A 12,739-nucleotide genomic window follows, 5' to 3' on the forward strand; every position below is an offset into this window, starting at 1 on the left:
ACGCCCCTCCTCCGATCCGGGGTGTCGCCTTGAGGAAAGCCGCCGCATGCCTCCTGTTCCTGTTTGCCTTCGCCATGGCCGGCATGGGCTCGGCCACGGCCGAAGACATCCATGTCGCCCTCTACGGGGACGACGCGTATCCGCCGTACAGCTTTGACGAAGGCGGCGCGGTCAGGGGCATTTATCCCGAGATCATCCGGGAGGCGGGAAAACGCATGCGGGGCTTCTCGCTGACGATCAGGCTGCTCCCCTGGCGCCGCCTGCTGGAAGCCGCGAAGCGCGGGGAGGTGTTCGCGATCTTTCCGCCCTACTACCGGCCGGTCGAAAGGAGATACCTGACCGCCTATTCCGCGCCCATTCTCGACGAAACCCTGGCGGTCTTCTGCAACAGCGACATCCTTGCATCGCCGCGCCCGGCCTGGCCGGAAGATTACTACGGCCTGCACATCGGGAAAAACCTGGCCTTCTCGACCGGGGGGCCCGCATTCGACCAGGCGGTGGAAGACGGCATGATCAGGCTGGAGGAAATCCCGGGCACCGAACTCAACGTGCGCAAGCTCCTGGAGGGACGCATCGACTGCTACATCAACGACCGCATCGCCGTGCTCTGGACCATCAAGCGCCAGTTCCGCACGACATACCGGTATTCCAACAGGATCAGGGAAGGCGCGACCATCAGCAGCGAACAGGGGTTCCTCGCCTATTCCGGATTTTACAAGGCCAAGTACAGGGACGGCTTCATCAAGGCCTTTGACCAGGCCCTCCGATCCCTCCAGGCCGACGGCACCGTCGATCAAATCGTCCGAGGCTACACCCAGTAGACGCAACGCCTCCGGCTTTCGCCTTGCCCACTCCGACCCCACCCGCAGGGATAAATCGTGAATAAACAACGCGCCCGGCTGCTCATGGAGCAGCCGGGCGCGTTCGCCAAAAAATTTTGAAAAAGGGGGGCCGGGGGAAGAACCTTTTTCAAAAGGTTCTTCCCCCGTCTTCTATTCCTTCAATGCGTCTTCCAAAAACGAGGCCACGCGCCAGGATACGTCCTGGGAATAGAGCATGTGCACGTGGCTGATGGGCGCGCAGACCTGCTCCCGCCAGCCGCTGCGGTGAATGCGCAGACCGTTCAGGGGAAAGACATAGTCGTCCAGCAGGGTATGGATGGCCAGGCGCGGCGCATCGATGTCCGGGGTGTGGTCCAGGATCTGCTCGATCTCCTTGCCCGGATACAGGGACCGGGCCATGGGCCCGAGCCCGAGCATGGCCAGCTCGCTGCCGTGGTGCGGCGAACCGAGCGTGACCAGGGCGGCGATCCGTCCCTGGAACCGGGGATCGGCGGCGGCCTTGCGGCTCACCAGCCCTCCCAGGCTGTGCCCGATAAGCACGGCCTTGCGACCGGGTTCTCGGCCAGCACCTGTTCCAGGAACTCGACCAACCCTTCCGCAGCGGGAGCGAACGGCTTGGTGAAGCTGTTGTAGCCGTAGAAATAGACGTTCCTGTGCCCGGCCCGGGCCAGAAAGATCTGGAAGAAGAGCCAGGCAGAAATGTTGTGGTACAGGCCGTGCACGAAAATGATGGGCGTGCCCTCGCCGGGAACGTTATCCCTCTTGAGCAGCGGGGCGAACGGGGCCGCGAGCACCACCAGGATCTCGCTGAACACGCCCGTGCAATAGGCCCAGACAAGGGACGGCCAGAAATCGGGGCCGAGCCGGTCCCGGATATCCCGCAGTTCACCGGTGCGCCGGTTGACCATGTAAAACCCCAGGTAACGCAGCAGGGGCGTGACAAAGAACACGGACAGGATGCAGAGGAAAACGTTCATGGCCGGGATGGTGAACCAGCGGCCAGAACATGTCAATGGCCTTGCGCCCGGGGGCCGGGAAAGGTACTTTTTTCAAAAACTTCAAGAGGAATTCATGAGCCAGACCACCCTTTGCCTCGATATCGGCAGCGGCACCCAGGACGTGCTGCTCTACAGCCCGGACAGGGAAGTGGAGAACTGTCCCAAGTTCGTGCTGCCCTCCCCGGCCCTGCAGATCGGCAAACGCCTGGCCGCGCTGACCGCTGCGGGGAAAAACGTCTGGCTGCACGGACACAACATGGGCGGCGGCGTGACCCGGTTCGTGCGCGCCCATCTCAAGGCCGGGCTGCATGTGGCGGCACAACCCGCCGCGGCCCTGACCATGGGCGACGACCTGGAGCGGGTGGAGCAGAGCGGCGTGGCCCTGAGCGAACAATGCCCGGACGGGTATGAGCCCCTGCTGCTCTCGGACTTTGACGAGGGCTGGTGGAGAAGATTTTTCCAGGCCGCCGGGCTGAAATGGCCGGACGCCATTGCGGCCTGCGCCCAGGACCACGGCTTCCACCCCAGGGAATCCAACCGCAAGGGCCGCTTCAAGCTCTGGGAGGAATTCCTGACCACTAACCAGGGCAGGCCCGAGGCCCTGGTCTTCCGGGACCCGCCCCCCATGCTCACCCGGCTCCGGGAACTGCAGCGGTGCATCGGCGGCGGCATTGTCACGGATACGGGCGCGGCCGCCGTGCTCGGGGCCCTGTTCGTGGAGGAGATCGAGCGGGAGAGCTTTGCGCACGGCCTGACCCTGGTCAACGTGGGCAACAGCCACGTCATCGCCTTCCTGATCTTCGAGGGCCGCATCCACGGGGTCTACGAACAGCACACGGGCGTGGTGGACGGCGCCAAGCTCTGGGCCGACCTGGAGCTGTTCCGCACGGGAAAACTCGGGTTCGAGCAGGTCTTCGACGAAAACGGCCACGGCTGCCTGGTCATGGACCTGCCGGAACGGGCGCGGGGATTCGGCTCCCTGCACGTGCTCGGGCCGCAACGCGCCCTGCTGCGCGCCCACAGCGTCTGCTTCCCGGCCCCGGGGGGCGACATGATGCTGGCGGGCTGCTTCGGCCTGGTCAAGGGCATGCGGCTCCTGGGCTGACGCCCGGCCCCCTCCCGCATTCCCGAAAAACATGCTCCGGCCCGCCGCCGCATATCGGTTATAATATAAAAAACGCCCCTCAGATACTAAGGGTGAGATAGGAAAGTCCAACAAAGGAGCCGGTCATGGATTCCACGGACATCACCTGCGTTCTGCTGGGGGCAGCGTTCATCGTCTATTTTACCGGGGCCAAGTTCCACCGCTGGACCCCGGACGAAAAGCCCATCCACGACCTGCCGCCCCGCAGCTATACCTCCTTCGGCAGGTTTGCGGGCTACAAGCTCTGCTATACGGCGTGCTACCTGCTGGCCTATGCCTTCATCCTCTTCCTGCCCCAGGTGGCGAACGAGATCGTCCGGCTGGTCCACGGCGAGGAAATGGGCCAGCTGCTCACCGAGAACAAATGCCAGCTGGCGCTGTGGGCGTCCTTCATTCTCAGTGGCGTCCTGCCCAGCATCCCGGCCCTGAAAAAAGCCGACTTCGCCCTGCGCAAGCTGCTGCATATCAAGGCGCAGATTCCCTCCCAGGCCATGGCCGTCATCCGGCAGATGAACCACGAGGACGCCTTCAACCCGGACGAGGAGGAATTCGGAAAGCTGGAAAAACGCCTGGCCACCGACCTGCGCTGCGACACCGAGCGCCTCTCCGAGCAGGGCCAGCGCATCTTTTTCCGGCTCTGCAAGGCGGCCTACCTGGGCCGGAGGCTCCGGTTCTGGCAGGAAACGCCCCGGCACTTCATGTACCTGTCGAAATTCCCGCAGCTCTTCCAGACCTTTGACCGGGACTACGAGCGCATCAAGAACGAGCTGGAGCACTATTCGGGCCTCATGCAGTCCGGGGAACTCCCGGAAGAGGTCTACCGCAGGCTCTACAAGCGGCTGGGCGACATCATCGAGACCGCCTACACCATCATCTGCTGCGGCATCTACCGCACCAAGCGTTCCCAGGCGCACCACCGGAGCGAATTCCATTTCTTCGGCCTGGACCCCAAGCTGCCCCCGGTGCTGCCCTTCGAGCTGGACACGATCATCCTGACCCTGAGCGGCGTCTTCATCGTCACCGTGGTCCTGAACATCCTGCTCTTCACCACGCATATCATGCTGGGCAACCCGGCCGGGCTCCTGCCCGCCCCCGGGGAATCCCTGGGCTGGGGCGTCGCGGCGGTGATCCTGCACGGCTCCGCCATTGCCCTGGTTTCCGCCCTGCACATGGGACGCTCCCTGTTCAAGGCCTCGCACGGCGGCGACATGCTGGAAAACGACACCTTCTACATCACCTACATAGCCCTGGGCTTCGGGTGCGGACTCCTTTCCGGGGCGGCGATCCTCAAGGCCCTGACGCTCCTGCCCGGAAACACGGCGGGAAACGAAATCCTCTTATGGGCCCTGGCTCCGGGCTGCACAGGCGGCTTCATCTCCTGGTACATCCTGCGCATCCACAACAGGCTCCGGTCGCCATGGCTGACCGCGGCCGTGCAGGGCCTCGCCCTTGCGCTGGTTTCCGCCATCATCCTGGCCGTGCTGATGGATTGCCAGCTGCCCAAGAACTACGATTCCGCCCAGTGCCTGAAAAAATTCATCGAGCTTCGCGGGCCGCTCATGCTCCTGCTGGCGCTGTTCATAGGGGGAATCATCGGCTTCACCTTCCCCAAGCGGTACCGCCTGCGGCTCTGGAAGCAGGGAATCATCCCCTACCCGGACCACCTGGAACGGCGCTCCGCCGCCCGGACTTCGCCGCGCTCCCAGCGCAGGGAATCCCCGCCGCCACCTAGTACATCAGTCCCGGCAGGAACAGGATGATCCGCAGGAACACGAACAGCAGGGCGATGCCCACGATAATGGCGTGCGGTTCCGGTCCGGCCAAGGGCAAACGACTGACCAGACAGGAAATATCGATAACACGATAACAGGTATGTCTCTTGCATGAATTCGGCGGCGGCAAGTATTGCCCACCCCGAATATCATAAAGGAGCACCTGTTATGATCAACCCGATCCAATCGGCCTATCAGACGCAAACCGTTGATCCTGTCCAGCGCTCACGGGAGCTGGCCCCCAAAGAAACGGCCCCAGCATCCACGGGGGACCGGGTGGACCTGTCAGACATGGGGAAACTCGTCTCCCGCTTCTTTGCGAAACTGGGCGTGGACTACACCCCCGGCAAGGCCGTTACTCTCGTCGATCTCGAAAACGGACTGGAACGCAAGCAGGCAGAGCTGAAGGACAACGTGACGGCGCTGTTCCTGGAGAACGGGATTTCCACCACACCACCCGTGGAACTGACCAGCGACGAGGAAGGGCACATCCGCGTCAAGGGAGACCACCCGGACAAGGAAAAAATCGAAAAACTTTTCGAGGACAACCCGGATCTCGGCAACGATTTCAGGGCCGTCAGCGCACTCTCCAGCCTGGTGAAGGCGGCAAGGGAATCCGTGGAATTCTCCAAGGAATATGAGAAGAATCCCGCTGCGGCCGTGGCCAAGTACAGCCACCTGTTCAGCTCCCTAGGACAGGACGACTTCAGCATGATCTTCGGTGGTGACACCGAAGAGGACGCCGCCTAGAGCTAGTACATCAGTCCCGGCAGGAACAGGATGATCTGCGGGAACACGAACAGCAGGGCGATGCCCACGATGATGGCCGCCAGAAACGGCAGGATGCCCTTGAAGATCGATTCCAGGGTGATGCCCGGGGCGATCTTCTGGGCCATGCCGTAGACCACGTAGACATTGATGCCCACGGGCGGGGTGATGACCCCTATCTGGGTCACCAGCACGATGATGATGCCGAACCAGATGGGATCGTAGCCCAGGTTCGAGACCACCGGGAAAAAGACCGGGATGGTCAGCATGATCAGGGCCAGGGCGTCCATGAAGCAGCCCCCCAGGAAATAGAGGGCGATGATCAGCGCCATGACGGCGAAGGCGGGCATGTCAAAGGACGACACCCAGGTGGCCACGTTGAAGGGGATGCGGGTCACGGCCAGGAACTTGCCGAACACCCCGGCCCCGGCCACCAGGAAAAGCACCATGCAGGAGGTGCGCAGGGTCTCGTAGCAGGAATTGACAAAGGCCTTCCAGGAGAGCTGGCGCTTGACCACCGAGATGGCCAGCACCCCGAGCACGCCGATGCTCGCGGCCTCGTTGGGCGTGAACCAGCCCAGGAACATGCCGCCGATGACCAGCAGGAAAATGAGCAGGGTATCCACCAGGCCGACCAGGGAACGCAGCTTCTCGGCCCAGGTGAAGCTCTCGCCCGCCGGGCCCAGGTCGGGCCGGATCCAGCACTGGATGGCTATGGCCGCGATGAACAGCACGGTGAGCAGCAGGGCCGGGAGGATGCCCGAGACGAAAAGGGCCCCGATGGACTGCTCGGTGAGCACTCCGTAGATGATGAGCACCACGCTGGGGGGCATGACCATGCCCAGGCCGCCGCCCGAGGCGACCGCGCCCGCGGCCAGCGAGTTTGCATACCCGTAGCGCTTCATTTCCGGGATGCCCACGGTGGTCATGGTGGCCGCCGTGGCCGGGCTGGAGCCGCACACCGCGCCGAAGGCCGTACAGGCCGTCACCGTGGCCATGGCCAGGCCGCCCCGGATATGCCCCAGGAAGTGATAGGCAGTGCTGTAGAGCCGCCTGCTGATGCCGCTGTTGAAGGCCAGCTGCCCCATGAGGATGAACAGGGGGATGGTGGCCAGGCTATAGGACGAAAACGCGTCGTAGATGCTGTGCGAGAGCAGGTTGAAACCGCCCTTGAAGGACGTGAGCAGGGAAAAGCCCACGAACCCCACAAGGGTCATGACGTAGGCCACGGGCATGCGGGTCATGAACAGCAGGAGCATGACCCCGGTTCCCACGAGTCCGGCGATGGTCGGGGCCATATCAGTCTCCGGCCTCCCGTTTGCGGGAGGCGGCCTTCAGCGCGCCCCTGAGCAGGCACAGGGAAAACACCAAAAAACAGAACCCCAGCGCATAGACCACGTAACAGACCGGGAACGCCAGGTTCATGGAAACCTCACCGTATTCCTCCAGATTGCGGCCGTACAGCCACATGCGCCAGGCCACCACGCCGAAAAGCGCGCCGCTCACGGTGTGGGAAAAGACATCCAGCACCCGGCGGCCCCGGTTGCCCAGCTTGGAATAAAAGACCTCCACCCCGATGTGGCTGCCCTGGGAATGGGCATAGGGCAGGGAAAAGCCCGCCACCAGCACGGCCAGGATGGTCACGATCTCCTCGGTGCCGAACAGGGGCGTGTTCATGGCGCCCCGGCCGACGACGTCCACGCCGGTGACCACGGCCATGCCCACCAGGCAGACCGCGGCAATGACCTTCATGCCCGCCTCAACCCTGTCCAGCAGGGAGGAACGGCTTGCGGATTCCATACAGCGCCCCCACGAAAAACGGCGCGGGACAGCCCCGCGCCGGGATTTGATACAATGCTATTGGGCCTGCAGGGTCTGGAGCGTGAAGTCCAGAATGGCCCGGCCGTCCAGCCGCTTCTTGTTCGCCATGTCCACGTATTCCTCCAGCATGGGGGCCGCGGCGGCCTTCCAGGCCTCGGGATCGGCTAGCGGAATGACCGTGCCGCCGTTCTCCAGGAAGCAGGCCATGCCCACCTTGTCGCTCTCGTCCCATGCCTGGCCGTGCCGGGCGGCCCATTCCCCGTTGATCTCGGTGATGACCCGCCGGTTCTCGTCGGAAAGCTCGTTCCACTTGTCCCGGTTCATGACCACGAAGAAGGTGGTGGTGTAGGCCACCGGGTAGGTCTCGGTCATGTAGTCCACCACCTCGGCCATTTTCCAGCCCTTGTTGGTTTCCACCGGGTACATGCCGCCGTTGACCACGCCCTTCTGGATGGCCTGGTAGGAATCGGGCATGGACATACCCACGGGCGTGCCGCCCAGGGCCTGGACCAGCTTGCCCGAGTTGCCGGTGGCGCGCAGCTTGAGGCCCTTGATGTCGGAAAGCCGCTTCACCGGGACCTTGGCCGTGTGCAGGATGCCCGGGCCGTGGGCGTGGAAATACATGACCTGCACATTGCGGAAGGCCTTGGGCCGGAACTTCTCGTAGACCGCATTGGCCACGGCCGTTGCCGCCGCGCCGGACTTGTAGCCCAGGGGCAGGTCCACGGCGGCCATGACCGGGAAGCGGCCACGGGAATAGGCCAGCGCGGAAAGGCCGATGTCGGACATGCCCTGCTCCACGCCGTCAAAACACTGCTGGGCCTTGGTCAGGGTGCCGCCCGGGTAGTATTCTATCTGCACCTCGCCGTTGGTGCGCTTGACCACTTCCCTGCACCACTCCTCGGCCAGCTTGGACTGCACGTGGGTGGGCGGGAAAAAATTGGAGTACCGCAGGGTCACGGTCTCGGCCATGGCCGGCATGGCCGTGCAGACCACGCCCAGCAACACCATGAGCATCATACAACGTTTCATAAAAATTCCTCCCTTGAAATGGGTGCGTCAGCCCTGTCCGGCTCCCTTGGACAGCGCCAGGGCAATGGCTGTCTCGCGGACGTCTTCCAGGCTCAGCACCCCTGTTTCCAACGCGTTGTGGACCATGAAGCCCTCGAACAGGGCCGTGTTCAGGGCCCCGATCTTTTCGGCGGGATAGTCCGAAGTCACGAACCGGCGCACCAGGTTGGCGAAGATGGTCTCGGAAAGCCGGTACTGGCGGCGGCGCATTTCCGTGCGCAGCTCGGTGTCGCGCACGGAGTGGATGGTGAACTCCAGGAACACCTTGGCCCACTGGCTGTCCTGCACCATGCTCTCCAGAAAGTCCCAGATGATGCGCAGGGCCTCTTCCAGGTCCCGGGCGTCCTCGATGCGCCTGTCGCGCGCGCGGCGGTATTCCAGGAGCTTCTGCTCGATGATCTGCAGGAAAAGCTGGTTCTTGCTCTCCCAGTGGCGGTAGAAACTACCCTTGGCGTAGCCCGCCCGGGAGGTGATCTCGGACACCGAGGTCTGCACGAACCCCTTTTCGCCGAACAGCTCCATGGCGGAGGTCATGAGCTCCTCCATGGTCTGACGAGATTTTTCCTGTTGTTTCGTAACCATGCGCATCCTGTGTACGGAATAGATGACCGACGGTCATATTGTGACCGTCGGTCATTTTTATGCAAAATAGAATACTCCGAACCCTGGTGTCAAGCGAGGCCGCGCCAACAAAAAAGCCGCCCAAGGGCGGCTTTGCGCAGGTCAGGAAAAGGACCTCAAGAGGACAACTCGCCGCTTTCACGCTTCGCCTTGAACTCTTCCATTCCCTTGACGATAAACTCCCGGATGACCACCTGGGTTTCCGCCATATACGGTCCGAATTTAGTCAATATGGACTGTCCCATCTCCGTTCCGTAAAAGTCGGCCAGCGTGTTGAGTTCTTCCGTAGTGAAATGCTTGGCCATGAGGATCACCGTGGTCTTTTTAAAAGCGCCATCCTCCATGAGACTGCCCATGAATTCGACATAAATTTTGGCATCTTTCTCGGGCATGGTGCGGGCGATGTTGGCGACAACGTCGGTCATCATCCTGTCGAAATTCGCGACAGCGGCATACCGCTTGGCCGCCTCAAGTCGCTCGGCATCAGAATCCCCGGCAAAGCACAGGGTGGGCAGCAGCAGGATCGCCAGGCACAAAATTACTTTTTTCATGATTCCTCCATGCGTTTGGAAACTGGAACGTACACAGCCGCCTATATCCTGGCAATAATATTGATGACGCAAAAAAGCCGCCCGAGGGCGGCTTTTTTGCGTATTGTCGAAGGAGTGACTACATGGAGGAATCCGGTTTCTCCGATCCCGTCTCCCCCATGATCTGGGTCATGACCATCACGACCTCCTGCTGCACGACGGCGCCGGCCTCCGCGCTGTATGCGCCCTGCTTGCTGATGATCGATTTCCCCACAGGGGTGGAATAGAAGTCGATCATGGCGTTCAGTTCCTTGAGGCTGAAGTTGCGCGCGGCGGCAAGGATGCAGCCCTGTTCGATGCGCTCATAGTTCAGGCGGTCGTAAAACTTGGTCTGCATCTTCTTCATCTCGCTTTCGGGCATCATCTTGGTGGTGGCGTCGAACATCTGCTTCAGAACCTTTTTCATGTCCTGAAGCTCGATGAACTTCGTGGCCGCATCCATCCGGGCCTTGTCGATGTCGCCAGCCTGGGCAAAGGCCGGGACCAGCAAGAGAACAAAAAGTACTATGGCTATTTTCTTCATGTGTTCCTCCTAGGTTATATGAGGAAGGACCTTACACGGGACCAGCTGCCACGCCAACCATGTGCAATTCCGGACCATGAAAAAGCCGCCCAGAGGCGGCCTTGTTTCGTGTTCTTCCGGAAAGCCCTGCCTACATGGGAATTTCCCCGGACCGGAGCTTGCTCTCGAATTCGCGCAGGGCCTGGATGATGTAATGTTGCATGACCACATTGAGTTCGGCCATGTACGGCCCAAGCTTTTCGAGCACATGCCTGCCCGTGTCGCTGCCGTAGAAATCGGACAGGGCGTTCAGTTCATGGGTGGAAAAATGCTTGGCCATGAGCACCACCACCATCTTTTCCATGGAATCGTCCTGCTGCAGACTGTGCATGAACTTGCGGAAGGCCTTGCCCTCCTTTTCGGGCATGATCTGGATGGCGCTGTCGGTCATGTCGCGCATCATCCTGGAAAAATTGGAGACATCGGCATACCGCCTGGCCGCTTCCAGGCGGTCCGCATCGGTATCGCCGGCAAAACAGAACACGGGAACAACAAGGATCAACAGGCAGAGGGTTAACTTCTTCATGGCGACTCCTCCGGGCTGATGGGTGTGGATACTCATACATACCCTGTTTTGCCCATGAGGAGCAAATGCCCGCGAAACGCCCTACTTGAACGCCTCCACGCAGTATTCCGCCCGGCTGGGGTCTGCGCAGGGATGGAAGCGCACCTCGCGGAACCCGGCTTCCTCCAGCAACACGCGCACCTCGTCGCGGGAGATGGGGGTGAAGACCTCCATGTCCAGGGGCATGTTGTCCATCTTGCTCCTGTCCACATAGGCCAGCACAAGACGGCCGCCGGGCTTGAGGACTTCATGGATCCGGGACGCCGTGTGCTTCCTGTCCGGCCAGAAATAGATGGTGTTGGCCGTGCAGACCGTGTCAAAGACACAGGGAGGGTAATGCGCGCTGTCAAAATCGCCCTGCAGCAGGGTCACGGTTCCCGCCGCGATATGCTCCCGGTTTTTCCTGCGCGCTGCCTTGAGCATGGCGTCGGAAAAATCGATGCCCTCCACGCTGCCGGTATCCAGGGCGCAGGCCATCTCGTAAATGGTTCCTCCGCCCCCGAAGCCGATTTCCAGGATGCGGTCCCCGCCCGAGGCGGAAACAAGCTCCAGCATGCGTCTGTTGAGGCCTGCGTTGCCCTTTTCAAAGACCTTGAGGGTGATGAACCGCCCGAAGAATCCGGAAGGCTTGCGGGCCTGTTTGGAGAAGAATTTTTTCAGCATGGGAATGAGTCTCGCGGATGAGGTTCGAAAAGGCAGTGTGAACAATCCATAATTTGTATGCCCCCGACTGTAAACAAAAAGCCCCTTGGAGGGGGCTTTTCGTGGCCTTCGATGAGGCCGGGGGAATTTTGGATAAAAAAAAGCCTTGGCAGCGACCTACTTTCCCACAATTTAGATTGCAGTATCATCGGCGATGAGGTGCTTAACTTCCGAGTTCGGAATGGGATCGGGTGTACCCACCTCTCCTTGGCCACCAAGGCAAAATATATAGTCAATAGGGAAGAGAGAGAATTCCGTGTGGTATTAAATAAGCCGCACGATCTATTAGTACTGGTTCGCTGAACATATTGCTATGCTTACACGTCCAGCCTATCAACCTCGTAGTCTGCGAGGGATCTTCAGGGACCGTAGTCCAGGGAGAACTTATCTCGAAGATGGCTTCCCGCTTAGATGCCTTCAGCGGTTATCCATGCCGAACATAGCTACTCTGCAGTGCCGCTGGCGCGACAACAGAAACACCAGAGGTTCGTCCACCCCGGTCCTCTCGTACTAGGGGCAGCCCTTCTTCAATTCTCCTACGCCCACAGAGGATAGGGACCAAACTGTCTCACGACGTTTTAAACCCAGCTCGCGTACCACTTTAAACGGCGAACAGCCGTACCCTTGGGACCTGCTCCAGCCCCAGGATGTGATGAGCCGACATCGAGGTGCCAAACAGCGTCGTCGATGTGAACTCTTGGACGCTATCAGCCTGTTATCCCCGGCGTACCTTTTATCCTATGAGCGATGGCCCTTCCATTCGGAACCACCGGATCACTAAGACCAACTTTCGTTCCTGCTCGAGATGTCTCTCTCACAGTCAAGCTCCCTTATGCCTTTGCACTCAACGGCTGGTTTCCAATCAGCCTGAGGGAACCTTTGCAAGCCTCCGTTACTCTTTGGGAGGCGACCGCCCCAGTCAAACTACCCACCAGACACTGTCTCCGCGCCGGATAACGGCTGCGGATTAGATACCTAAGATATCAAGGGTGGTATTTCAAGGGTGACTCCACGACCACTGGCGTGGCCGCTTCAAAGTCTCCCACCTATCCTACACATGATAACCCAAATACCAATGTCAAGCTGTAGTAAAGGTGCACAGGGTCTTTCCGTCCTTCTGCGGGTACCCGGCATTTTCACCGGGACTTCAATTTCACTGAGTCTCTGGTTGAGACAGTGGGGAGATCGTTACGCCATTCGTGCAGGTCGGAACTTACCCGACAAGGAATTTCGCTACCTTAGGACCGTTATAGTTACGGCCGCCGTTTACCGGGGCTTCGATT

Annotated in this window: 14 protein-coding genes and 2 rRNA genes (1 of these 16 running past the window's edge); 4 read left to right on the top strand and 12 right to left on the bottom strand. The window is 60.8% G+C overall.

Features of this window, described 5'->3' with window-relative positions; translation table 11 throughout:
* The first annotated feature begins 29 nt into the window (after positions 1-29).
* Positions 30-821 carry a substrate-binding periplasmic protein gene (locus FGL65_RS01525; RefSeq protein ID WP_147819225.1) on the top strand — a complete coding sequence of 264 codons (792 nt, stop codon included), beginning with the start codon at positions 30-32 and terminating at the stop codon, positions 819-821.
* A gap of 171 nt (positions 822-992) precedes the next feature.
* On the opposite strand, the gene FGL65_RS01530 is transcribed toward FGL65_RS01525, so the two are convergent.
* Positions 993-1,352, bottom strand: coding sequence for a hypothetical protein (locus FGL65_RS01530; RefSeq protein WP_250645545.1), 360 nt, complete (start codon positions 1,350-1,352; stop codon positions 993-995).
* A complete protein-coding gene (locus FGL65_RS18120) occupies positions 1,349-1,855 on the bottom strand; it encodes an esterase/lipase family protein (RefSeq protein ID WP_187170488.1) in 507 nt (168 codons plus the stop codon). Before FGL65_RS18120 ends, FGL65_RS01530 begins: the two co-directional genes overlap by 4 nt.
* 58 nt (positions 1,856-1,913) lie before the next feature.
* Between FGL65_RS18120 and FGL65_RS01535 the strand changes: the two genes are divergently transcribed.
* The 3 genes from FGL65_RS01535 to FGL65_RS01545 all read left to right on the top strand — a co-directional run bounded on the left by FGL65_RS01535 (position 1,914) and on the right by FGL65_RS01545 (position 5,506).
* A complete protein-coding gene (locus tag FGL65_RS01535; protein WP_147819229.1) occupies positions 1,914-2,945 on the top strand; it encodes a DUF1786 domain-containing protein in 1,032 nt (343 codons plus the stop codon).
* 125 nt (positions 2,946-3,070) lie between these two features.
* The gene (locus tag FGL65_RS01540) at positions 3,071-4,744 is read left to right on the top strand and encodes a hypothetical protein (RefSeq protein WP_147819231.1); all 1,674 of its coding nucleotides are present in this window, start codon (positions 3,071-3,073) and stop codon (positions 4,742-4,744) included.
* 180 nt (positions 4,745-4,924) lie between these two features.
* The gene (locus FGL65_RS01545; protein WP_147819233.1) at positions 4,925-5,506 is read left to right on the top strand and encodes a hypothetical protein; all 582 of its coding nucleotides are present in this window, start codon (positions 4,925-4,927) and stop codon (positions 5,504-5,506) included.
* Positions 5,507-5,508: 2 nt separating this feature from the next.
* Here FGL65_RS01545 and FGL65_RS01550 read toward each other — a convergent pair whose 3' ends face one another.
* From FGL65_RS01550 to FGL65_RS01595, 10 genes are all read right to left on the bottom strand, one after another.
* Positions 5,509-6,822: a TRAP transporter large permease gene (locus FGL65_RS01550; RefSeq protein WP_147819235.1), complete on the bottom strand. Its 1,314-nt coding sequence runs from the start codon at positions 6,820-6,822 to the stop codon at positions 5,509-5,511.
* A 1-nt stretch (position 6,823) separates the two neighbouring features.
* A complete protein-coding gene (locus FGL65_RS01555; RefSeq protein ID WP_147819237.1) occupies positions 6,824-7,324 on the bottom strand; it encodes a TRAP transporter small permease in 501 nt (166 codons plus the stop codon).
* A gap of 57 nt (positions 7,325-7,381) precedes the next feature.
* Positions 7,382-8,377 (bottom strand): TRAP transporter substrate-binding protein, encoded by a 996-nt coding sequence (locus tag FGL65_RS01560; RefSeq protein WP_147819239.1) that lies wholly within the window; start codon positions 8,375-8,377, stop codon positions 7,382-7,384.
* 27 nt (positions 8,378-8,404) lie between these two features.
* Positions 8,405-8,998: a TetR/AcrR family transcriptional regulator gene (locus tag FGL65_RS01565; RefSeq protein ID WP_147819241.1), complete on the bottom strand. Its 594-nt coding sequence runs from the start codon at positions 8,996-8,998 to the stop codon at positions 8,405-8,407.
* A gap of 155 nt (positions 8,999-9,153) precedes the next feature.
* A complete protein-coding gene (locus FGL65_RS01570; protein ID WP_147819243.1) occupies positions 9,154-9,588 on the bottom strand; it encodes a DUF2059 domain-containing protein in 435 nt (144 codons plus the stop codon).
* Positions 9,589-9,706: 118 nt separating this feature from the next.
* Positions 9,707-10,150 (bottom strand): DUF2059 domain-containing protein, encoded by a 444-nt coding sequence (locus FGL65_RS01575; RefSeq protein ID WP_147819245.1) that lies wholly within the window; start codon positions 10,148-10,150, stop codon positions 9,707-9,709.
* A 130-nt stretch (positions 10,151-10,280) separates the two neighbouring features.
* Positions 10,281-10,715, bottom strand: coding sequence for a DUF2059 domain-containing protein (locus FGL65_RS01580; protein WP_187170489.1), 435 nt, complete (start codon positions 10,713-10,715; stop codon positions 10,281-10,283).
* Positions 10,716-10,796: 81 nt separating this feature from the next.
* Entirely contained in the window at positions 10,797-11,417 is a 621-nt protein-coding gene (locus tag FGL65_RS01585) for a class I SAM-dependent methyltransferase (RefSeq protein WP_147819249.1), read from the bottom strand.
* 143 nt (positions 11,418-11,560) lie between these two features.
* Positions 11,561-11,675: ribosomal RNA gene (gene rrf, locus FGL65_RS01590) — 5S ribosomal RNA — on the bottom strand.
* A gap of 45 nt (positions 11,676-11,720) precedes the next feature.
* A 23S ribosomal RNA gene (locus tag FGL65_RS01595) occupies positions 11,721-12,739 on the bottom strand (it continues 1,920 nt past the right edge of the window).

This window comes from Salidesulfovibrio onnuriiensis (assembly GCF_008001235.1).
GTDB lineage: Bacteria > Desulfobacterota > Desulfovibrionia > Desulfovibrionales > Desulfovibrionaceae > Pseudodesulfovibrio > Pseudodesulfovibrio onnuriiensis.